A 20,375-nucleotide genomic window follows, 5' to 3' on the forward strand; every position below is an offset into this window, starting at 1 on the left:
TGGCCGGCGGGTCAGGTTCGCAGGGCCCGCCACGTCGAGGTGGCCGCGGCGGACAGCAGTGCTGCGGTCACCCAGAAGACCGACGCCACCCCTGCGATTCCGGCTATCCCGCCGGCGGCGACGGGGACGAGCACTTGGCCGAGGCGGTTGCCGGTGAGCCGGACCGCCAGCGCGGAGGCTCGGTCGGAGGGGGCGACCAGTTCGACGACCCAGGTCATCGTGAGTGGTTGACCGACTCCCCAGAACGCGCCGCAGACCGCGAGCATCGCGGCGATGAGCCACGGGTTCGGCAGGAACGGAATGAGCGCGACCGGCACGACGGTGCCCGCAGTGGCGGAGATGAGCAACCGGCGCCGGCCGACGTGCCGCAACGCCCACGGCAACAGCGCGCGGGACAGGATCGACGTGAGCGTCCTCGTGGTGAGCAGCGCCGACACGAGCAGCACCCCGAACCCGAACTGCTCCCCGAGCAGCGGCAGGTACACCACCACGAGGTCGACGGCGGCGAGGACGATCAGACTCGACAGCATCGCCGGTTTCATGCCGGGAGTGGAGAGCATCGAGAGCACCGACTGGGGTGCACCGTCGTCGGCGGTGCGCCCCGAACCGGGCGGCTCCCGCAGGCCGAGCACGAACGGCAATGCCACCGCGCAGATCGCCGTCATCACCAGTAGCGCGCCCGTGGTCTCCACATAGCCGTCGTCCGCGCTGTGGCCGGCGGCGATGATTCCCGCGACCGGCACACCCACGGCCTGACCGACGGAGACTCCGAGCGTGATGCCGGCGAATCCTCGGTCGAGCCGGTCGGGCGGCGACAGGATCGAGACGAATGCCTGGCCGGATACCGTGACGAGCAACTGCCCCAAGCCGAGGACGATGTTGCCCGCGCCGAGCACCAGCAGACCCGAACTTGCCGCGATGAGCCCGACACCGAGCGTGGACACCACGATCCCGATCCGCAGAATCATCGTGGCGTGACCGCGGTCGACGGCACGACCCATCCGGACCGCCGCGATCAACGGAACGATCGCGTACAGGGCGGTGACCAGGCCGATGGTCGTCGCATCGCCGCCGAGCGCGAGGATCCGGTACGACACGAGCACACGAACCGACTGGAAGGCCGCGTGCAACAGCGCGGTCGCGGTGCACAGGTACAGCAGCCAATGGCGAGGTACGCCGATCCGGGAAGCGTGGGACATCGGTCAGATGCCTGCCGCCGCGGGAGACGGGGTGAGCGACATCGCCATGCCGCTACGGTATGCGGCCCGGCACCGTACCTCGTAGACGGCTCGGGCCGGTCGGGGCGACCGTCCGTAAGGTGTTCGGGATGTGTGCGTCACGTCGTCGAGATACGTGGTCAGTGCGGCTCACCCGCCGTGACGACTCGGTCTCCGAGCGGCGACTCCAGCGGAACCTCGAGCGTCCCGGTCACGGCGATCATGATGCACATGCGGTCCTGAGCCTCGGGCAGGGTGCCGCCGAGCACCGTGACACCCACTGCGTCGGTGGTCTCCGTGATCGTGGCGTGCACGCCGTAGCATTCCGGCGTTCCCGTCTCGAAGTGCAGGGCGATGCGGTCGTCTCCGGCACGTGACCATCCCTGGACCTGCACCGGATGCGGGTCGACGATGTCGGGTCGCGCGGTGAACTCCGTCGCCCCTTGCGGCACAGCAATTTCCGGCAGTGGTTCAATGTCATGGCTGCCGGATCCGCAGGCGACGGCGAGAACGCTACAAGCGAGCAGGACGATCAGACGCATGCGGTCACCCTAAGCCCGCACCCGTGGCGGGTCCTCGCCGCGACCGACTCCCCGGAGGACCATGAGGCTGCCAGTCCTGTTCGACCCGCCGGCGCAGGCCATGCCCACGCCCGAGATCCGGGTGGACGCGCAGACCACGCCCCGGCAGTTCACGGTGCGGACGATCTTCGCCGCCCGGAAATGGACCGTCCCGGCCGCGGTCCTCGTCTCGGTGCATCAGATCTGCGAGACCCTCGTGCCCGTCGTGATGGGGCAGGCCATCGACCGCGCCGTTGCCACCCGCGACGCCGGCGCTCTGGTCGCGTGGCTGCTCGTGCTCGCGGCAGTGTTCGTGGTCCTGTCGTTCTCCGCCCGCTTCGGCGGCAGGATCGGGCAGGCCGGAATGCTCGCGGTCCAGCACCGCCTGCGGACCCGGGTCACCGATCGCATCCTCGATGTCCGCGGTGTGGGCGGGCCGCCGCAGGCGCCCGGCGTGACGCTCAACATCGCGACGTCCGACGTCGAGCAACTCGCCCGCGGGATCGCCGTCGCGGTGTATCCCGTGGGTCACCTCGCCGCGGTCCTCTTCGGTGGGGTAGTCCTGCTCAGCACCTCGTGGATGCTCGGCGTCGCGATCCTGACCGGGGCACCGCTGATCCTCTGGTTGCTCGACAAGGGTTCCGGTCCGCTGCGCCGGCGCAGCCTCGAAGAACAGAAGGTCGCGGGTACGGCAGCCGGGACGGCCACCGACCTGGTCTCCGGTATCCGCGTGGTCAAAGGAATCGGAGCCGACGGCGAGGCGTCCCGCCGCTACCTGTCGGCCAGCAGGCGCGCGCTCGACGGTGTGCTGCGCTCGGCACGGGCCGAAGGGGCCTATGTCGCGACCATGGAACTCGTCTCCGGGATGCTCGTCGCCGGGGTTGCGATCGCGGCCGGTGCGATGGCTGTCACCGGTTCGCTGACCGTCGGCCAGCTCATCACGGTCGTCGGTGTCACTCAGGTGATCATGGGTCCACTCGCGGCGCTCGGCACCAGCATGGGCGCCGCGTGGGCATCGGCGGTCGCATCGGCCGAGCGTGTGCTAGGCATCCTCCAGGCTCCGGCCGCCGTCGTTGTGGGTGATCGCGACACCGACGGCCGCGCCACCGTCGAATTCGACGGCCTCACCGCCGGACACGTGCGCGCCCTGACCGCCACGGTCCCGGAAGGAGCATTCGTGGTGGTCCGGGCCGATGCCGACGCCACCGCGGACCTCGTCGCCGTGCTGTCGCGAGTGCACCTCCCCGAACAGGGCCGGGTGCTGGTCGGGGGTGTGGACCTGGCCGAACTCGGAGCAGGCGCCGCGCGGCGCAGCCTGCGTGTCGTGCCCCACGCGTCGCACCTGTTCGAAGGCACAATCCTCGAGAACATCGCCGCGGGGATCCCGCCGGACGCGGCCGATGCCGATGCACGCGTGACCCGGGCGGTGTTCGCCGCGGCGTGCGACGACGTCGCGCGGGTGCTGCCCGCGGGTCTCGACACTCCGGTCGGGGAGGCCGGCAGGCTGCTCTCCGGCGGGCAGCGACAGCGGGTCGCCCTGGCACGGGCGCTCGCGTCCCCGGTCGACGTGCTGGTGCTCGTCGATCCGACGACCGCCGTCGATTCCGTCACCGAGGCGACGATCGCCAAACGCCTGCCGGAAGCGCGGCGCGGTCACACCACGATCGTGTTCACCCGATCACCGGCGTTCACCGCCGTCGCCGACGAGATCCTGAGCCTGCCGGCCGGGTCCGCGATGCCGTCGGTTCCGAAGCAGGAGCAGCCATGACCGCAACCACCTCCCGCGCCGGCGAACGTTTCCGCACGTCCGACGCCCGCGGCACGGTACGCATCGCCCGCGCGTCGTTCGCCGGGAAAGGCCGCGAGACCTGTGCTGTCCTCGTGGTGCTGGTCCTCGGGGCGGCGGCCGGGCTCGTCACCCCGTGGGCGATGGGACGTTCGGTCGACGTGGTGCTCGAGGGCGGCGACCTCGGCGACATCGCGTGGCTCGCAGCCGCCATGGTCGCGGGGACCGTCGCCGCCGCGGCTCTCGGCGGATTCGGACTCGTCCTGACCTCCCGGTTGTTCGAAACCGGGCTGGCCCGGTTACGGGAACGCATGCTCACCGCTGCGATGCGCTTGCCGCTCTCGCGCATCGAGTCGGCGGGCAGCGGCGACCTGGTCTCGCGTGCCACGGACGACGTCTCCCAGGTCGGCTCGGCCATCCGTACCGCCGCACCTGCCATCTCGGGTGCGCTGTTCACCGTGGTGCTGACAATGTTCGGCCTCGCCGCACTCGACTGGCGGTTCCTCCTCGTTCTGATCGTCGTGCTGCCCGTCCACTACATCGGTGCCCGGATGTACACGCGCGACGCGCCACCGGTGTACCGGGAGTCGCGGGTGGCCATGGGGGAGCGTGCGCACCACGTGCTCGGCGGCATCCGTGGGCTGGCGACCGTGCACGCGTTCGACCTCGGGCCTCGTCTCGCGGGACCGATCGACGAGCACTCGTGGTGGGTCGCGCGCTGGGAGTTGCGCGCGCGGATCGTGGTCAACCGCCTGTTCGGCCGCATCAATCTTGCCGAGTTCCTCGGGATGGCGTCCATCCTGCTGGTTGGTTTCGTGCTCGTCGACCGGGATGCTGTGACCGTCGGCGTCACCACCACCGCGATGTTGTTCTTCCTGCGGCTGTTCGGTCCCATGGGGCAGTTGCTCCTCGTCATGGACGACCTGCAGAGCGGGCTCGCGTCGCTCTCCCGCATCGCGGGGCTCATCGAGGAGTGCGAAGAGTACGAGAAGACCGGCACCACGGGACAGGAGCTGCCGCAGCCTACGGGCCGCGAAGTCGTCGCCAGCGGAGTGCGATTCGGCTACGAGTCCGGACCGGAAATCCTGCACGGCGTCGACCTGACCATCGCCGACGGCGAGCATGTCGCTCTCGTCGGTGCATCCGGAGCAGGAAAGACGACGTTCGCGTCGGTCGTTGCCGGGGTGCATCCCCCGACTGCCGGGAGCGTCACCTTCGGCGGTGTCCCGATCGACCGGCTCGGTGACGACCGGCGCACCCGCGAGATCGCTCTCCTGACGCAGGAGGTCCACGTGTTCTCCGGCTCGGTGCGTGACGACCTGCGGATGGCTGCGCCGGAGGCATCGGACGAGGGACTCTCCGCGGTGCTCGAACGGATCGGCGCGGCGGGCTGGGTGTCGCGACTTCCGGACGGCCTCGATACCGAAGTCGGTTCGGGCGGGCACGTCCTCACTCCCATGCAGGAACAACAGCTCGCACTCGCGCGAGTGATCCTGCTCGATCCGGCCCTCGTCATTCTCGACGAGGCCACGGCCGACGCCGGATCGGCGGGAGCCGACGAACTGGAGCGGTCGGCGGAGGAAGCGCTGCGGGGGCGTTCGGCGCTGATCGTCGCGCACCGGCTCAGCCACGCCGCCACAGCGGACCGGATCGTGATCATGGACGACGGACGCATCGTCGAGGAGGGCAGCCACGACGAGTTGGTGCGCCGCGGCGGTCGGTACGCCCGGTTGTGGGAGGCGTGGTCGCGCGGGCGTTCCTGACGGCCGCTACTCAGGTCAGCAGGCTCGCGACGATGCCGATCGCGGGTATCGAGGCGAGGGTGGTGACGAGCGCCGCGTCGCGCGAGAGGACCATTCCGCGCCCGTACGCGCTCGCGTAGACGAAGACGTTCTGGGCGGTGGGGAGGGCCGCGACCACGACGACGGCGAACAGCGCGTGCCCGTCGAGTCCGAGCAGGTAGCGGCCCATCGCGTACGCGAGCAGCGGTTGCACGACGATCTTGAGCACCGACGCCAGTGCGACGTCCCGTCGCGGGCTCGTACCCTTCTCCAGCACTCGCACGCCCTGCAGCGACAGTCCGAACGCGAGCAGCGCGCCGGGCACCGAGGCTCCTCCGAGCAGGTGGAACGGTTGCAGGATCGCCGCGGGCACCGTCCAGCCGCTGACCGCGACGGCGAGTCCGGCGGCACCCGCGAGAACGATGGGGTTCTTGAACGGGGCCGTGAGCGTGTCGAGTCTGGACGCTCCGGCACGCATGGTCGACAGATCCAGCATCGTCAGGGCGATAGGGGAAAGCACCACGATCTGGAAGAGCAGCAGGGGCGCGACGAACGAGGCGTCGCCGAGAACGAACACCGCGATGGGGATTCCGAGGTTCGCGGAATTGACGTACCCGGCGCAGAGTGCGCCGATGGTGAGTTCGGGTACGGAACGTTTCAGCCACAGGGCTGCGATGACGAAGTACGCGATGGCGACGACGAACGCGCTGGCCGCGGCGACGTACAGGTTCGGGGAGAAGATGACCGCCAGGTCGGACGTGGCGAGCGCGTCGAACAGGAGGGCGGGAGTGGCCACGAAGAATACGAGCCGGCTGAGTACGGTCTGCGCTTCGGCGCCCAGCGTTCCCCGGCGTCCCAGCACGAATCCGATCGCGATGATGACGAAGATGACGGTGAACCCCGCGACCACGCCCGACACCGATTCACCCACTCGTACGAAGCTCTCCACAGGGCGCGTCACGCCTGGCGAAAAAGGTTACCACCGGTAACGGTTCGGTCCGGTTCTGCTGCCGCAACTCCGGGGCAGGGGGCGCGAGCACGTGAAGCCGGGGGCCGCCGGGCGGGGGGCGCCCCCCCCGCGGGGGGGGGCCCCCCCCCCCCCCCCCCCGGGGGGGCAGCGGACGGGGTGAATGCCCCCGGTCGTCATGCGCGGGAAGGCTCGGTGTCGGTGGGGACTGGTGAGCCGTCGCGCTATAGGGGGCACTCCGCTGAAACGATCCTCTGTCCTCCCCGGCAGTGCGATTCGTTCCAGCGAACAAAAACCTATCCGGGGATCGGGCCAGGTGCCAACAGGAGTTCCCGAAATTTGGGCGAAATGCAGGCGGTTTACCCGTGTGGCGATGATAATGCCCAGTTTGCCCGATTCATCGCTCGGACGTGGGGTCGGCGCCGAACACCGTCCGCGCATACGACGACCCCCCCACCCGGGGCTTCGGACCGGGCGGTGGTGGGCCCCCCAACCCCCGCCCGCCCATCCCCCCCCCCCCCCCCCCGTCCCACCGTCCGGGGCGGTCGTCGGAATCTGCGGCGTGCGCCTACTTGCTGCTGATGTAGGGGAGGAGAGCCATCTCGCGCGCGTTCTTCACCGCGATGGCCACCTGGCGCTGCTGCTGCGGGGTCAGGCCGGTCACGCGACGGCTGCGGATCTTGCCGCGGTCGGAGATGAACGTGCGGAGCAGGTTCACATCCTTGTAGTCGACGTAATCGATCTTTGCCGCGAAGAGGGGATTCTTCTTGGGCTTGCGTCCCTCTACGGCACGCGACTTCTTGGACGGTCCTCGCTTGACTGCCATATCTCGCTCCTCACCAGCTCGACTTTGTGGACGCCGGGTATTTCCCCGCGGTGGGCGACTTCACGTACGCCCTCGTGAGAGCCCGAACTTCCGCAGGTGGCCGCGCGGGCGGCCGTCCGCAGCGTCTCGATTGAGCAATCTTACCGGACGCGACGAGCAGGGCAGACCGCAGTACGATTCCGGCCGCACGGCACGCCCCTCAGTCAATTCTCAGCGGTCCGGTCCACACTGAGAACCATGCGCATCTTGGTGGTCGACGACGACCGGGCAGTGCGGGAATCGCTGCGCCGCTCTCTCAGCTTCAACGGATACACCGTCGACCTCGCGTCGGACGGACAGGAGGCGCTCGAACACGTCGTGGCGTCACGGCCCGACGCCATGGTGCTGGACGTGATGATGCCGCGCGTCGACGGCCTGGAGGTGTGCAGGCGGCTGCGCAGCACCGGCGACGACCTGCCGATCCTCGTCCTCACCGCCCGCGATTCCGTCTCCGAACGGGTGGCGGGACTCGACGCCGGAGCAGACGACTACCTTCCCAAGCCGTTCGCACTCGAGGAACTGCTCGCCCGCCTGCGGGCACTGCTCCGCCGCGCCACCCCGGACCCCGACGCGTCCGCCGAAGAAACGATGCGGTTCGAGGACCTCACACTCAACGCTGCGACCCGCGAGGTCACCCGGGGCGACCGCCGGATCAGTCTCACCCGCACGGAGTTCGCCCTGATGGAAATGCTGATGGCGAACCCGCGACGAGTGTTGTCGCGCAGCCGGATTCTCGAGGAGGTGTGGGGATACGACTTCCCCACCTCGGGTAACGCCCTCGAGGTCTACGTCGGATACCTGCGCCGGAAAACGGAGGCCGGGGGTGAACCCCGCCTGATCCACACCGTGCGCGGTGTCGGGTACGTGTTGCGCGAGACCGCACCGTGAAGTCGAAGATGCGGCCGCCGATGCTGCTGACGCGGTCGGTGCCCCTGCGCACCCGCGTCACACTGCTCGCGGCCGGCGCTGTCGCCCTCGCCGTGGCGGTCACCTCCATCGCCGCATATGCCGTCGTCGCCCGCGCGCTGTATTCCGACGTCGATCAGCAACTACGTGCCCGCGCCGAGGCGCTGGTCGAGTCGAGCACGCTCATCACCTACGACCCGCGATACATCGGTGGCGCGCAGCTCTACAGTTCCGACATCAGCGTCGCGTTGATCTACAGCGACCTGAGCCGGTACGTCCCGCCCGGATCGTCGGTACCGATCGGCGAACCGGAGCTGGCCGTGGCGGAGGGCGAGCGCGAGTCGTCGCTACGGACGGTCGACCAGCAACGCGTCCTCGCCCAGCGCATGCCCGGCGGCAGCACGGTGGTCATCGCACAACGGCTGCGGCCCACCGTGGAAGTGCTGAACCGGATGGCGAGCGTGCTCTTCGTCGTCGGTGGATGTGGCGTCGTGCTGGCCGCGGCCGTGGGAGCGACCGTCGGCCGGACCGGCCTGAGACCGGTCGCGCGGCTGACGGCCGCCGCCGAGCGGGTCGCGCGCACCGACGACCTGAGGCCGATCCGGGTGAGCGGACACGACGAGCTGGCGAGGCTCACCGAGAGTTTCAACATGATGTTGCGGGCGCTCGCCGAGTCGCGCGAACGGCAGAGCAGGCTGGTCGCGGATGCGGGACACGAGCTGAAAACGCCGCTGACCTCGCTGCGCACCAACATGGAACTGCTCATCGCGGCCAGTAGACCCGGTGCGCCGAGTCTGCCCCCCGAGGACATGGCAGAGCTTCGCGAAGACGTCGTCGGGCAGATCGAAGAGTTGTCCACGCTGGTCGGGGACCTGGTGGATCTTGCGCGCGAGGACGCGCCGGAGGCGGTGTTCGAGGCCGTGGACATCGCGGAGGTGGTCGATCGGAGTCTCGAGCGGGCACGACGACGACGGACCGACGTGGTCTTCACCGCGGTCACCGAGCCGTGGTACGTGTTCAGCGACCACGCCGCGCTCACCCGAGCGATGGTCAACGTCCTCGACAACGCGGCGAAATGGAGTCCCGCCGGAGCAGAGGTGTTCGTGCGGATGCGGCAGATCGGCCCCGGCCTGATGGAAATCACTGTGGACGACGCCGGCCCAGGCATCCCGGAAGAAGAACGCGAACTGGTTTTCGAGCGTTTCTACCGCGCGACGAGCGCTCGCTCGATGCCGGGCTCCGGCCTCGGCCTGGCCATCGTCCGGCAGATCGTCATGAAGCACGGCGGCACCATCGCCGTCGACCGTTCGGAGCGAGGTGGGGCGCTGATCCGCATCGTGCTGCCGGGAACCCCCGATCTCGGCGACGACACCGGGACCGACCGGGCGTAGCGGACCGGGCCGTCGCGGACTGAAAGGGATTTAGGAGCCGAATATTAAGCCGGTTCTCAGATGAGCAGTCCATCCTGGGAAGCGGACGCCCAAGCGCCCCCGCCCGCATAGGGCGACCGGACGCTCGTCCTGGTGCTCGAATCGGATGAAGGCGATGACCATGAACGATGACCCCACCCGCGGCGCAGGTTCGCCGCAACCGCACCCCTATGGGCAAGGGCAGCCCACCGGCCCGTACGGACCGGCGCAACCGACGGGCGCTACCGGCCCGGGCCAGTCGCCGGGGCCGTACGGCCCGGGTCAGCCCACCGGCCCGTATCCACAGGGGCCGTACCCGCAGCAGACCCGGGGCACGGGGCGTATGCCCGGCCGTTCGGCGCTGGCGGTCGGCGCGATCGCACTCGCGATCGTCAGTGGCGGCATCGGTGGGGCAGTAGGCGCGTGGGCGGTCAAGGATTCCGGTGGCGGTACCGCGGTGGTCAACTCGCTCGATACGCCCGCGGAGGAGAACGTCACGGTCGTCGAGGCACCGGAGGGCAGCGTCCAGGCGGTCGCCCAGAAAGTGGTGCCGAGTGTGGTGCGGATCGAGGTGATGGGTCGCAACAGCAGCGGTGAAGGCTCGGGCGTCGTTCTCTCCTCGGACGGGTTGATCCTCACGAACAACCACGTCGTCGAGGGCGCGGGCGGCGGAGGACAGCTCACGGTGTACTTCTCCGACGGCACCTCGGCTCCCGCGACGATCGAAGGGGCGGATGCCGTCTCCGATATCGCCGTGATCCGGACCGAGGGCCGCAACGATCTCACCCCGATCGAACTGGGCAACTCCGACAACATCCAGGTGGGACAGGAAGTCGTCGCCGTCGGTTCACCGCTCGGGCTGGAGAGCACGGTCACCGCGGGCATCGTCTCCGCACTCGAACGGCCGGTGTCCACCAGTGGGCAGACGGGCAACCAGAGTTCGGTCATCGACGCGATCCAGACCGACGCCGCGATCAACCCGGGGAACTCGGGCGGCGCGCTCGTCGACATGGAGGGGCGTCTCGTCGGGATCAACACGGCGATCGCCACGGCCGGGTCGCAGTCCGGATCGATCGGGCTGGGTTTCGCCATCCCCGTCAACCAGGCTCGCCGTATCGCCGATCAGCTGATCGATACCGGTACGGCTCAGCACGCCGTCATCGGCGTCCAGGTGCCGTCCCAGAACCAGGACAACGGCGCGCGTGTCGCCGAAGTGGTCGCGGGCGGGCCCGCCGAGCGCGCGGGAATTCCCGCCGGCTCTCTCATCGTCAAGGTCGACGATCGGGTCATCACCGACGGTGATGCGCTGATCGCGGCGATCCGTTCGCATGCTCCTGGCGAGACGGTGAAGATCACCTACCAGGATGCGAACGGGAACCAGAACACCGTCGATGTCGAAACGACGTCGGGGTAGAGCGGCGAGGAGCCGAAAAATGGACATAGCTCACAATTCCGCGCATGCAGCGCGTCCGCCGCAGCCGCGAACTACCGTGGGTGTCATGGAACTCGAAGACCTGAGAATCGGCCGCGCCCTGGTCGTCATCGTCGACGACCGGGTCTCCCACGGGGACAGCCCCGACGCGGCCGGTCCGCTCGTCACCGAGCTGCTGGTGGAAGCCGGATACGCGGTGGACGGTGTGGTTACGGTCGCGGCAGACGAGGTCGAGATCCGCAATGCACTCAATACCGCCGTGATCGGCGGTGTCGATCTGGTGATCTCGGTGGGCGGCACCGGTGTCATGCCCCGCGATGTGACTCCCGACGCCACGGCCGACGTGCTCGACCACGAGATCCGCGGCATCACCGAGGCGCTACGTGCGTCCGGTCTGGCGTCCGGAAATGTGCATGCCGGATTGTCGCGCGGGCTCGTGGGGGTGTCCGGCTCGACGCTGGTCGCCAACCTGCCGTCGTCGCGCGCCGCGATCAGGGACGGCATGGCGACGTTGCTGCCGCTGGCGGCACATGTGATTCAGGAATTCTCGCGAGTGGAGGAGTAGGACCATTTCGAACGACGAGTCGTGCGGGACCCCCGCCGACAACGCAGCCGATCGGCCTGCGTCACCGTCCCCGGGCGCCCCCCCCCCCGCCCCCGGATCGACCGGGCGCGGCTCGCGCGCATCTTCGGCGACGTGCTTCCCGAGACCACCCGTGACGAACGGGGCGGAGGGGAGGAGAGGCGAGAAGGTGGGCGCGATTCCGACGAATGGCTGCGTCAGCAAGTGCCTCCACACCACGGACATGTGTGATCTACCTCACTTTGGTGAGGCTCACCTTACTCTGAGATGAACCCGTTATAGGCGGCAACGAAACGTTCCCGAAACATTCCGTTCGGTTCGCGTCCTCGTTCACCACCAGGCAGATCCTGTGCCCCCCGACACAATCCCGAGAGGTTTCTACGTCGCCTGCTCGGGGAATCCTCACTCTCACCTGCTGAAACGCATTCTCGCCCGGACTCGTCTGTCCGGGAGGCACGAGAACGCCGTCACATTCGCCCGTTGTGGGCGCGAGTACAGACAGCCTCGTGGAGCGACGGGCTCACAGCCCCGAATGTCCGGCTCGCGTGAATCTCTAGCCGTTGCCCCGCGAAAGGTCACGGTCTAATCTCCCTCTCAGGTTCGATCAGGTCGCGGAGAGGTCTCACACACCGGCTCTTCGATCTCGAATCGGTAACGCAAAACCGTGTGGACGATTGACGCACCGAACGCACCGGCGGGCACTCCGGCGGTGCGTTCGCTGTGGAGAACGCCTTCGCGGGCGACGAGGGCGACCAGCAGTGCCGGACGCGGGTGCGCCACCCGGCACTCAGAGAACGGATGAGGCATTCATGAAGATTCAGACGCGACGCGGTTTCAGAGCCGCCCGCAACGCCACGGTGGCGGCGGCCGCCGTGGCCGGTCTGGTTCTCGGATCGACCGGCGCCGCGAGCGCAGAGGTCAACGACCAGAACCGGATCGTCTCCGACGGCAACGAAGTCATCGTCACTCAGGAGGACACCTTCATTCAGGGTGTGCCCCCGATCGGTGGCAGCCCCCTGAGCCGTGAGTGGTTCCACAACGGGCGCGGTCTCGCGAACATCGTCGGCCCCGACGCCGCCGATTTCGAGGGCACGACCTTCCAGTTCGGCTACCAGGTCGCATGGACGGCGTCGATCGACGGCTCCATCGGCTTCAATTGGTCGTCCCCGGACCTCAGTGTCGACGTGGGCTACGGCTACTCGGACCAAGTCGTGCCGGTGATGATTCCTAACCCCGCTTACACCGAGGGATCTGGCCTTCCCCAGGAAATCCAGGCTACGACCGAAGATGACCAGCCTCTCTTCACCGTTATCGAAGACGGTGGCGAGTGGGGACGCCAGTCCACCGACATCGGCGTCGGCAGCATCCTTCCGCAGGTCACCGCGGGTATCGAATTGTCGCAGGCACCTGGCATCGCAGAAGTTGTGGTCGCCGAGGGCGAATTCGACGGCGACTTCAAGGAAGTTCAGATCGCCAATGTCCACGGTGCCGCCACCGGCGTCATCGGCCCGGTTTCGGTTCGTCCGTTCGTGCGCGCCATCACCGCCAACGGCGACAACGTCACGACCTACGGCCAGGTCTGGACCCTCTGAGTCCTGCACTGCCCATCCCACCAGTAGTACCCACCACCAAAAACGGAGTAATCATGGGAATCAAGTCGCGTGGCTTCAAGGCCGCCCGTAACGCCACTGTGGCCGGTGCCGCCGTTCTCGGTCTGGTCCTCGGCGCCTCGGGTGCCGCTTCGGCCGAGGTCAACGATCAGAACCGCATCGTCTCCGACGGCCTCGAGGTCGTTGTGACGCAGGAAGACACCTTCATCCAGGGCACCCCGGCCCTCGGCGGCAGCCCGTTCAACCGCGAGTTCTTCCACAACGGCCGCGGCACCGCCAACATCCTCGGTGAGGGTGCAGCCGACGCGGAGGGCACCACCTTCCAGTTCGGTTACCAGTTCGCATGGGCCGGCAGCATCGACGGCGCCATCGGCGTCACCTACTCCACCCCCGGCCTCGAGCTCGGCCTCGATCCCACGACTGTGGTCGATGCGACGGTCACCGACATCCTCCCGCAGGCCTACGCCGAGCTCGAGCTGACCCCGGCTCCGGGCATCGAGGAGCTCGTCGTCGCCGAGGGCGAGTTCGACGGTGACTTCAAGACCGTTCAGTTCGCCAACGTCCACGGCACCGCTTCCGGCGTCCTCGGCGCTGTCCAGGTGCGTCCGTTCGTCCGCGCGATCACCGCGAACGGCGACAACGTCACCACCTACGGTCAGGTCTGGACCGTCTAAGTAGACGTCCGGCAACTGCCGAACCGCACCACAGGCTGGGCCCACTCGGAAATCCGCGTGGGCCCAGCCTTTTTCGTGCGGAAGGTCTACGACAGATCCGGCGTGGACCGGGTGTGCGCGCCGCCCTGGCCCGGCGTACCGGCCTGCGCTTCGAGGATGTCGCGGATCTGGATGAGCAGGTCTTCGGCACTCGCCTCTTTGTCCGCCTCCTCGGTGACGAACTTCTTCTTCGCCGCGTTGGCGGGAAGGATGAGCACGAAGTAGACGACCGCGGCGATGATGATGAAGTTGATCGCGGCCGTGATCACCGCACCCACGTTGACGAACGTCGCCGGATTGTCGGCGAGGATTTGGAAGCCCCAACCCAATTCGTTGTCGCCGCCCAGCGCGGCGATCAGCGGCTCGATGACGTATGTCGTGAAGGCGGTGACGATCGCGGTGAACGCTGTTCCGACCACCACCGCGACGGCGAGGTCGAGGACGTTACCCCGGAGGAGGAAGTCCTTGAAGCCTTTAAGCATGGTGCTCTCCTTCGTGCAAGGGTTCCGGCGACGAGCGCGGGCACGTGCGGTGGATCACATCCACAGGCTGACGATAAACCGGCCGGGCGTTCGGTATGGCCGTCTCAGGCAGTTCGGTGCCGACCGCACTCGGGTGCGCCGACAGTCCGGGACCGGCCCGCGGGCTCAGTGCAGCGTCACCGTCAAGGCGCTGACCAGCGACGCGGCGGCGACGGCCGTGGCCTGATCCGGTTCGAGGGCAACCAGAATCACCCGCTCGTTCCGATCGCGCGCCGAGTCGGCGCGCTGGGCCAGCACGACGATCGCACCCCTCGCGAGGACGTGCGCGTCGGGCACGGCGGCGTCCGGCGCACCCGCGACGGTCACGACGTCGACGAGGTCGCCTTCGCGGAGAAGTTCGCCCACCCCGGCGTCCGCGAGGCGGATCGGGACCACACGCGCGTCCTGGACGCCGGTGGCCGCCGACGCGAGGCGTGGCCCCACCAGACGGGCGTCGACGAGGGTTTCCCCGGCGGGCACGGGGCCGGCGAGGGTGTGGCCCACGGCGTTCGCGAGGTCGGTGAGTGAACCTGCGGCGAGACCGGAGGCGTCGCGTTCGGAGAGGGTGAGGTCGTCGGCGGTGAGTGCTCGCCCCGGGCTCAGGTCCCGTGCGGCGACGAGGACGGGCACGCGTTCGGTATCCGGATCACCGCGCAGCGCAAGGACTGTCGCGAGAACGGCGAGAACTCCTGCGCCCACCTTCCGGGCGGTACCCGCACGTGCCCAGCCCGGCCGGAATCGTTCGGCAATCCGGTCGGGAAGGGTCGGCTGGAGCGAGGAAGGGCCGGACGGACGGCCGCGCCCGGGTGGAGTGAACCGGGGCGGAAACGACAACGGACCGACGGGCATGTGCCGACGCTATGCGTTCGGATCTGCCCGCCGGTCTCGCGAAGAGGTGTGCCCGGCGTCCTGGGGATGTGCAGGGCGCCTGGGGAGAACCCCGATCAGCTCGCTGCGGCGGCCGGGGTCGAGGACGTGCTCGCCGACGACGTGCTCGTCGAGGAAGAGCTCGACGAGGAGGCAGCCGGGGCCGACTCGGAAGTGCTCGACTTCGAGTCGCTCTTCGCGCTCTCGCTTGCAGTGCTGCCGCTGCGGGAATCGGTGCGGTAGAAGCCGCTGCCCTTGAACACGATGCCGACCGAGTTGAACAGCTTGCGCAGCTTGCCGCTGCACTCCGGGCACTCGGTCAGGGAAGCGTCGCTGAACGACTGCACAATGTCGAACTTGTTGTCGCACGCCGTGCAGGCATATGAGTAGGTGGGCACCGCTTGATCCTCCGCCAGTTCGTCGTACCGCGGTATTCGTCAGACCGCAGCTTTGGCACTCTATCGCCGACAGTGCCAACAACGCTAGCGGGTGTGTTGTTCCGCACGGTTGCCCGCACCGAGGCGTACCAGCCCTTTCTCCGGGGTGAGTGCCCAGCCCATGCGGATGTCGTGAGGATCCTCGGGCAACTCTGTGACAAGTTCGTCGTCGCGTACGACGGCAACGATCCTCGCATCGGGCGAGGCCAGGTGGAGAGTCCGGTCGTAGAACCCCGCGCCCCGGCCCAGTCGCACGCCCCGGACATCGACAGCGAGTGCGGGTACGAGCACCGTGTGCGCGTCGCCGACCGTCTCCGGCGGAAGTACGTCGCCGGCGGGTTCCCGTAGCCCGAAACTCGCTGCGACCAGCGAAGACTCGCCGCGATACTCCGCCCACGAGAGCGCCGACCCCTCACGGGTCACCGGCACGAGGACGGTGACACCGGCGGCGACCAGCGCGTCGAGAAGCGCTGTCGAACCGGGCTCCGAACCCACGGGAACGTACGCGCAGACCGTCGAGCCTGCGGGGGCCAGGGATGCGGCCGTGCGCGCGAGTGCTTCGTCTTCGACGTGGCGAAGATCGCTTTCTACGCGGTGTCGCGCGGAGATAATCCGGGTACGCCAGAGTGCTTTGGAAGTGCGGGCCATGCGGGTCGCCTTAAGATCACGGGGCCACCGATCGGTTGGCCGAAGTTAGGGTGGGAGTCTATGACGAACAAAACGGACGGCGCGGCGTGGCGCTTCAAGACCGCGGTTGTCCCGGCGGCGGGCATGGGTACGCGGTTCCTCCCCGCAACGAAGACGGTCCCCAAGGAGCTACTCCCTGTGGTCGACACCCCGGGCATCGAGCTCGTGGCGGGCGAAGCGGCCGAATCCGGCGCGGAGCGCCTGCTGATCGTGACCGCGCCCGGTAAGGACGGTGTCGTCGCGCATTTCGTCGAAGACCTCGTTCTCGAGTCGAAGCTCGAAGAAAAGGGCAAGTACGAACTGCTCGCGAAGGTGCGCAAGGCGCAGGGCCTGCTCGAAGTCGAGTCGGTGATCCAGGAGAAGCCGCTCGGTCTGGGCCACGCGGTGGCGTGCGCGGAAGCAGCGCTCGACGACGACGAAGAAGCCATCGCCGTGCTGCTGCCCGACGACCTCGTGCTGCCCGTCGGTGTCCTCGAGATCATGCAGCGTGTGCGTGCCAAGCGCGGCGGTTCGGTGCTGTGCGCGATCGACGTGCCGAAGGAGCAGGTGAGCGCGTACGGCGTCTTCGACGTCGAGATCGTTCCCGATGCCGTCAACCCCGACGTGCTCAAGGTCCTCGGCATGGTCGAGAAGCCGGATGTCGCAGACGCCCCCTCCACCTTCGCCGCTGCCGGCCGTTATCTGCTCGACCGGGCGATCTTCGACGCACTGCGTCGCATCGAGCCCGGCGCAGGCGGAGAACTCCAGCTCACGGACGCCATTGCCCTGCTGATCGCCGAGGGTCACCCCGTCCATGTGGTCGTGCATCGCGGCACCCGACACGACCTCGGAAATCCCGGCGGGTACCTTCGCGCTGCGGTTGACTCTGCGTTGAACACGGACGAGTACGGTCCCTCGCTCCGCGAGTGGCTGATCGAGCGCCTGGAACAGTGACAGGCGGCACCTGGCTGGAGGTCGAGAAGCGGTATGCGGTCGGTTGAGGATCAACAGGCCAGGGTGACGGCGGCAGCAGTCGCACCCCGGCCGGTCCGAGTGGCCATTTCGGAAGCGCAGGGTTTGCTGTGCGCAGAAGAAGTGGTCACAGAGCGGCCGCTACCCGGCTTCGACCAGGCCGCGATCGACGGTTACGCCGTGCGGAGTGTCGATGTGCGGCTCGCGGAGGGCCGGTCCCCGGAGTCGGGAGACGACGACGGACCCGACGACGTGGTGTTGCCCGTCGTCGGCGAAGTGCGCGCAGGGTCGCGGCAGCCCATCCGGTTGCAGCCCCGCCAGGCCGTCCGCGTGGACACCGGTGCTCCGCTGCCGACACTGGCCGACGCGGTCCTGCCGCTCGACTACACCGACCAGGGGACCGCCCGCATCAAGGTGCTCAAAACGGTGCGCTCGGGCGACTACGTCCGCCGCACCGGCGACGACGTGCAGCCCGGTGACGTCGCGGTGCGCGCCGGCACGATCATCGGTGCCGCGCAGGTGGGATTGCTCGCCGCGGTCGGCCGCGACAAAGTGCTCGTCCATCCCCGGCCCCGGCTCTCGGTGATCTCCGTCGGCGGAGAACTCGTCGACGTCGAGCGCACCCCCGGCCCCGGGCAGGTATACGACGTGAACTCGTACGCGCTGGCGGCCGCGGCACGCGACGCCGGGGCGGACGTGAACCGGGTCGGCATCGCGAGTACCGACCCCAAACGACTCCGCGAAGTCGTCGAAGGCCAGTTGATCCGTGCCGAGATAGTGGTGATCGCCGGAGCGGTCGGCGGCGGTGCCCTCGAAGACGTCAGGGAGGCCCTGTCCGATCTCGGTGACCTCGAAGTGGAACGGGTGGCGATGCACCCCGGGTCGGTCCAGGGCTTCGGCAGACTCGGCCGCGACGAGGTCCCGACGTTCCTGTTGCCGGCGAACCCCGTCAGTGCGCTCGTCGTCTTCGAGGTGATGGTCCGGCCGCTCATTCGTATCGCGCTCGGACGGCGACAGCCGATGCGCCGCATCGTGGCGGCACGCACCGTCGCCCCCATCACCTCCATTCCCGGCCGGAAGGGGTACCTCCGCGGGCAACTGCTGCGCGACGAGGCGACCGGGGAGTATCTCGTTCAGGCACTCGGGGGTGCTGCGGGCGCGTCGTCGCATCTCCTCGCGACGCTCGCCGAGGCGAACTGCCTGGTGATCGTGGAACCCGAAACCTCCGAGGTGCGCGCCGGCGACCGGGTGGACGTGGCGTTCCTCGGGCAGCGCGGTTGATGTCGCGACATCCCGGGTGGCCGGCCCGGCTGGGGCCGTTGCGGGTGGCGGGCGGTCTCGTCACCGTGCGCTCGCTCAAACTGCGCGATGCGGCGGCGTGGAGCCGGTTGAGGATGCGCGACCGCGAGCACCTCGAACCGTGGGAGCCCACCGGAGAGTCCCCGTGGGACATGCGGCACCACATCTCGGTGTGGCCCGGCCTGTACCGGAGTCTGCGAGCCGAAGCGCACAGGGGACACATGATCCCGATGGCCATCGAACTCGACGGGCGCTTCTGCGGACAGATCACGGTCGGCAACATCGTGCGCGGGGCGCTGCGCTCTGCGTGGATCGGCTACTGGGTGGAGAAGGACGTCAACGGTCTCGGTGTCGCCACCGCGGCCGTTGCGCTGGGGCTGGATCACTGCTTCGGACCCGTGGGTCTGCACAGGGTCGAGGCGACCGTCCGTCCGGAGAACCTTGCCAGTCGCGCCGTACTCCAGAACGTCGGATTTCGCGAAGAAGGCCTGCTCCAGCGGTATCTCGACGTGCACGGCCGATTCCGTGACCACATGCTGGTTGCGATGACCGTCGAAGAGGTTCCCGGTTCGGTGTCCGACCGCCTGGTTCGGGGTGGCCGCGCGACGTGGTCTTGAAACCTCCGACCGGTGTAACAAATGTAACTCCGAACCTGAGTGATAATCCTCAGGCTTCCGGTGAATTCTGTGACTAGAGTGAACAATGTGTCCTGTGGGAGTGCGTGACTCGAGTGGCAGCAGTAGTCGCCTGAGTCGGCGTTTCTCTACGGGTAATCGTGTACATGCCGCTAGCCTGAGTTAGGTCGGTGGCGCCGACGGACTAGCAGGTGACGACTGGGAGGAGGGCCGCCGGATGCCGAATTCACTCCTGTGGATAGGGCTTGTTGCCGTGTGGTTGTTCGTTCTGGTGCCCATGCTGGTCACCAAGCGTCCACGGATCCGGCAGACGACCGACGCCGCGCTCGCGACACGGGTTCTGCATCGCGGTGACGACGAGCCGATCGCCCCCCGTGGGCCGGCTGCCGGGCATCGCAGCGACCCGAACTGGCGTCCGAGTCGTGATCACGCGCACGGACACCCAGCGGAGGACCGCATGGACACAGACCTCGAGGACAGGCCCGGAACAGACACCGACGAAGACTTCTCTTCGGACGACGATTTCGCACGTACCCGCCGTCCCGGACGGGCGCCCGCACGCGACTTCGTGCCGCAGCGCCGCGGCCGGGGCGGATTCGACCCGCACGCCGATGCCGTGGCCAGTGCGCAACGCTACGACGCGCGTCAGCGCACGGTCCTTGCCTTGCTGATCGCCGCGATCCTCAGCGCAGCGCTGGCGCTCACCGTGTCGTCGGTGATGTGGTGGATCTGCGGCGCTGGGACCGCGGCGCTCGTCGGCTACCTCTTCTACCTCCGCCGCCAAGTACAGCTCGAGCAGGAGATCCGCCGTCGCCGGCTGGCGCGTCTGCACCGGTCACGGCTCGGCGTCGAGTCGCGCACCGACGAAGAACTCCGGCTGGTCCCCGAGCGTCTGCGCCGGCGGGGGGCCGTGGTCCTCGAAATCGACGACGAAGACCCGGATTTCGACCACCTCGGCTACTACGTGGACGACTCGGGTCACATCGACCCGGGCTACGAGGAGCCCCGTTACGCCGAGCACGGTTATGACGAGCACGGTTACGACGAACGTCCCCGCGACTACTTCGTCCCGCGCGCAGCGGGGCAGTAACCCGAACGCACAGAAGGGCCGCCCCCCCGCGGGGCGGGGCGGGCGCGGGGGGGCGGGTG

General features: G+C 68.4%; 20 protein-coding genes and 1 pseudogene. 12 read left to right on the plus strand and 9 right to left on the minus strand.

The window, feature by feature from the left end; all coding sequences use genetic code 11:
- Positions 1 to 11: 11 nt before the first annotated feature.
- Complete coding sequence (locus TVH25_RS08320; RefSeq protein WP_422423808.1) at positions 12 to 1,199, minus strand: MFS transporter; 1,188 nt, start codon at positions 1,197 to 1,199, stop codon at positions 12 to 14.
- Positions 1,200 to 1,357: 158 nt separating this feature from the next.
- Positions 1,358 to 1,759: a hypothetical protein gene (locus TVH25_RS08325; protein ID WP_296549571.1), complete on the minus strand. Its 402-nt coding sequence runs from the start codon at positions 1,757 to 1,759 to the stop codon at positions 1,358 to 1,360.
- A gap of 61 nt (positions 1,760 to 1,820) precedes the next feature.
- Between TVH25_RS08325 and TVH25_RS08330 the strand changes: the two genes are divergently transcribed.
- Positions 1,821 to 3,545 carry an ABC transporter ATP-binding protein gene (locus tag TVH25_RS08330; protein ID WP_422423809.1) on the plus strand — a complete coding sequence of 575 codons (1,725 nt, stop codon included), beginning with the start codon at positions 1,821 to 1,823 and terminating at the stop codon, positions 3,543 to 3,545.
- On the plus strand, positions 3,542 to 5,326 hold the full coding sequence (locus tag TVH25_RS08335; protein WP_422423810.1) for an ABC transporter ATP-binding protein: 1,785 nt from the start codon (positions 3,542 to 3,544) through the stop codon (positions 5,324 to 5,326). Before TVH25_RS08330 ends, TVH25_RS08335 begins: the two co-directional genes overlap by 4 nt.
- A 10-nt stretch (positions 5,327 to 5,336) precedes the next feature.
- Here the strand turns inward: TVH25_RS08335 and TVH25_RS08340 are convergent, their stop codons facing one another.
- The 3 genes and pseudogenes from TVH25_RS08340 to TVH25_RS08350 all read right to left on the minus strand — a co-directional run.
- On the minus strand, positions 5,337 to 6,263 hold the full coding sequence (locus TVH25_RS08340; protein ID WP_422423815.1) for an AEC family transporter: 927 nt from the start codon (positions 6,261 to 6,263) through the stop codon (positions 5,337 to 5,339).
- 616 nt (positions 6,264 to 6,879) lie between these two features.
- Positions 6,880 to 7,137, minus strand: a complete 258-nt coding sequence (rpsR, locus tag TVH25_RS08345; protein WP_072699716.1) for a 30S ribosomal protein S18 — start codon at positions 7,135 to 7,137, stop codon at positions 6,880 to 6,882.
- Positions 7,095 to 7,302, minus strand: a pseudogene (locus TVH25_RS08350) (hypothetical protein); the annotation flags it as partial. The gene rpsR and the pseudogene TVH25_RS08350, both read right to left, overlap by 43 nt.
- A gap of 72 nt (positions 7,303 to 7,374) precedes the next feature.
- On the opposite strand from TVH25_RS08350, the gene TVH25_RS08355 reads away from it, so the two are divergent.
- The 6 genes from TVH25_RS08355 (at position 7,375) to TVH25_RS08380 (ending at position 13,790) form a co-directional block, all read left to right on the plus strand.
- Positions 7,375 to 8,064: a response regulator transcription factor gene (locus tag TVH25_RS08355; RefSeq protein ID WP_169621450.1), complete on the plus strand. Its 690-nt coding sequence runs from the start codon at positions 7,375 to 7,377 to the stop codon at positions 8,062 to 8,064.
- 8 nt (positions 8,065 to 8,072) lie between these two features.
- A complete protein-coding gene (locus tag TVH25_RS08360) occupies positions 8,073 to 9,473 on the plus strand; it encodes a HAMP domain-containing sensor histidine kinase (RefSeq protein WP_296549578.1) in 1,401 nt (466 codons plus the stop codon).
- A gap of 160 nt (positions 9,474 to 9,633) precedes the next feature.
- Positions 9,634 to 10,905 carry a trypsin-like peptidase domain-containing protein gene (locus TVH25_RS08365; protein WP_296549577.1) on the plus strand — a complete coding sequence of 424 codons (1,272 nt, stop codon included), beginning with the start codon at positions 9,634 to 9,636 and terminating at the stop codon, positions 10,903 to 10,905.
- An 85-nt stretch (positions 10,906 to 10,990) separates the two neighbouring features.
- Positions 10,991 to 11,488, plus strand: coding sequence for a MogA/MoaB family molybdenum cofactor biosynthesis protein (locus TVH25_RS08370; protein ID WP_206037042.1), 498 nt, complete (start codon positions 10,991 to 10,993; stop codon positions 11,486 to 11,488).
- Between the two features lie 827 nt (positions 11,489 to 12,315).
- Positions 12,316 to 13,098 (plus strand): MspA family porin, encoded by a 783-nt coding sequence (locus TVH25_RS08375; RefSeq protein WP_422423811.1) that lies wholly within the window; start codon positions 12,316 to 12,318, stop codon positions 13,096 to 13,098.
- Between the two features lie 53 nt (positions 13,099 to 13,151).
- Complete coding sequence (locus TVH25_RS08380) at positions 13,152 to 13,790, plus strand: MspA family porin (RefSeq protein ID WP_422423812.1); 639 nt, start codon at positions 13,152 to 13,154, stop codon at positions 13,788 to 13,790.
- Between the two features lie 86 nt (positions 13,791 to 13,876).
- Here the strand turns inward: TVH25_RS08380 and mscL are convergent, their stop codons facing one another.
- From mscL to TVH25_RS08400, 4 genes are all read right to left on the minus strand, one after another.
- Positions 13,877 to 14,311, minus strand: a complete 435-nt coding sequence (mscL, locus tag TVH25_RS08385) for a large conductance mechanosensitive channel protein MscL (protein ID WP_422423813.1) — start codon at positions 14,309 to 14,311, stop codon at positions 13,877 to 13,879.
- A 165-nt stretch (positions 14,312 to 14,476) separates the two neighbouring features.
- The gene (locus tag TVH25_RS08390; RefSeq protein WP_422423814.1) at positions 14,477 to 15,199 is read right to left on the minus strand and encodes an SAF domain-containing protein; all 723 of its coding nucleotides are present in this window, start codon (positions 15,197 to 15,199) and stop codon (positions 14,477 to 14,479) included.
- A 95-nt stretch (positions 15,200 to 15,294) separates the two neighbouring features.
- Positions 15,295 to 15,615, minus strand: coding sequence for an FmdB family zinc ribbon protein (locus TVH25_RS08395; protein ID WP_169652556.1), 321 nt, complete (start codon positions 15,613 to 15,615; stop codon positions 15,295 to 15,297).
- A gap of 84 nt (positions 15,616 to 15,699) precedes the next feature.
- Positions 15,700 to 16,302, minus strand: a complete 603-nt coding sequence (locus TVH25_RS08400; RefSeq protein ID WP_169652555.1) for a 5-formyltetrahydrofolate cyclo-ligase — start codon at positions 16,300 to 16,302, stop codon at positions 15,700 to 15,702.
- A gap of 60 nt (positions 16,303 to 16,362) precedes the next feature.
- On the opposite strand from TVH25_RS08400, the gene TVH25_RS08405 reads away from it, so the two are divergent.
- The 4 genes from TVH25_RS08405 (at position 16,363) to glpR (ending at position 20,316) form a co-directional block, all read left to right on the plus strand.
- Positions 16,363 to 17,274, plus strand: a complete 912-nt coding sequence (locus TVH25_RS08405) for a UTP--glucose-1-phosphate uridylyltransferase (RefSeq protein ID WP_169621459.1) — start codon at positions 16,363 to 16,365, stop codon at positions 17,272 to 17,274.
- Positions 17,275 to 17,307: 33 nt separating this feature from the next.
- Positions 17,308 to 18,573, plus strand: a complete 1,266-nt coding sequence (gene glp / locus TVH25_RS08410) for a gephyrin-like molybdotransferase Glp (protein WP_169652554.1) — start codon at positions 17,308 to 17,310, stop codon at positions 18,571 to 18,573.
- Entirely contained in the window at positions 18,573 to 19,208 is a 636-nt protein-coding gene (locus TVH25_RS08415; protein WP_169621461.1) for a GNAT family N-acetyltransferase, read from the plus strand. Before glp ends, TVH25_RS08415 begins: the two co-directional genes overlap by 1 nt.
- A 235-nt stretch (positions 19,209 to 19,443) precedes the next feature.
- Entirely contained in the window at positions 19,444 to 20,316 is an 873-nt protein-coding gene (gene glpR, locus TVH25_RS08420) for a gephyrin-like molybdotransferase receptor GlpR (RefSeq protein ID WP_169652553.1), read from the plus strand.
- Positions 20,317 to 20,375 lie beyond the last annotated feature (59 nt).

The organism is Rhodococcus sp. 7Tela_A2 (assembly GCF_049311045.1).
Classification (GTDB): domain Bacteria; phylum Actinomycetota; class Actinomycetes; order Mycobacteriales; family Mycobacteriaceae; genus Rhodococcus.

Excerpts from the sequence above, each read along its gene's own strand:
- TVH25_RS08320 (WP_422423808.1), bottom strand. The coding sequence starts at position 1,199 with ATGTCCCACGCTTCCCGGATCGGCGTACCTCGCCATTGGCTGCTGTAC.
- TVH25_RS08325 (WP_296549571.1), bottom strand. The coding sequence starts at position 1,759 with ATGCGTCTGATCGTCCTGCTCGCTTGTAGCGTTCTCGCCGTCGCCTGC.
- TVH25_RS08330 (WP_422423809.1), top strand. The coding sequence starts at position 1,821 with ATGAGGCTGCCAGTCCTGTTCGACCCGCCGGCGCAGGCCATGCCCACG.
- TVH25_RS08335 (WP_422423810.1), top strand. The coding sequence starts at position 3,542 with ATGACCGCAACCACCTCCCGCGCCGGCGAACGTTTCCGCACGTCCGAC.
- rpsR (WP_072699716.1), bottom strand. The coding sequence starts at position 7,137 with ATGGCAGTCAAGCGAGGACCGTCCAAGAAGTCGCGTGCCGTAGAGGGA.
- TVH25_RS08355 (WP_169621450.1), top strand. The coding sequence starts at position 7,375 with ATGCGCATCTTGGTGGTCGACGACGACCGGGCAGTGCGGGAATCGCTG.
- TVH25_RS08360 (WP_296549578.1), top strand. The coding sequence starts at position 8,073 with ATGCGGCCGCCGATGCTGCTGACGCGGTCGGTGCCCCTGCGCACCCGC.
- TVH25_RS08365 (WP_296549577.1), top strand. The coding sequence starts at position 9,634 with ATGAACGATGACCCCACCCGCGGCGCAGGTTCGCCGCAACCGCACCCC.
- TVH25_RS08370 (WP_206037042.1), top strand. The coding sequence starts at position 10,991 with ATGGAACTCGAAGACCTGAGAATCGGCCGCGCCCTGGTCGTCATCGTC.
- TVH25_RS08375 (WP_422423811.1), top strand. The coding sequence starts at position 12,316 with ATGAAGATTCAGACGCGACGCGGTTTCAGAGCCGCCCGCAACGCCACG.
- TVH25_RS08380 (WP_422423812.1), top strand. The coding sequence starts at position 13,152 with ATGGGAATCAAGTCGCGTGGCTTCAAGGCCGCCCGTAACGCCACTGTG.
- mscL (WP_422423813.1), bottom strand. The coding sequence starts at position 14,311 with ATGCTTAAAGGCTTCAAGGACTTCCTCCTCCGGGGTAACGTCCTCGAC.
- TVH25_RS08390 (WP_422423814.1), bottom strand. The coding sequence starts at position 15,199 with ATGCCCGTCGGTCCGTTGTCGTTTCCGCCCCGGTTCACTCCACCCGGG.
- TVH25_RS08400 (WP_169652555.1), bottom strand. The coding sequence starts at position 16,302 with ATGGCCCGCACTTCCAAAGCACTCTGGCGTACCCGGATTATCTCCGCG.
- TVH25_RS08405 (WP_169621459.1), top strand. The coding sequence starts at position 16,363 with ATGACGAACAAAACGGACGGCGCGGCGTGGCGCTTCAAGACCGCGGTT.
- glp (WP_169652554.1), top strand. The coding sequence starts at position 17,308 with ATGCGGTCGGTTGAGGATCAACAGGCCAGGGTGACGGCGGCAGCAGTC.
- TVH25_RS08415 (WP_169621461.1), top strand. The coding sequence starts at position 18,573 with ATGTCGCGACATCCCGGGTGGCCGGCCCGGCTGGGGCCGTTGCGGGTG.
- glpR (WP_169652553.1), top strand. The coding sequence starts at position 19,444 with ATGCCGAATTCACTCCTGTGGATAGGGCTTGTTGCCGTGTGGTTGTTC.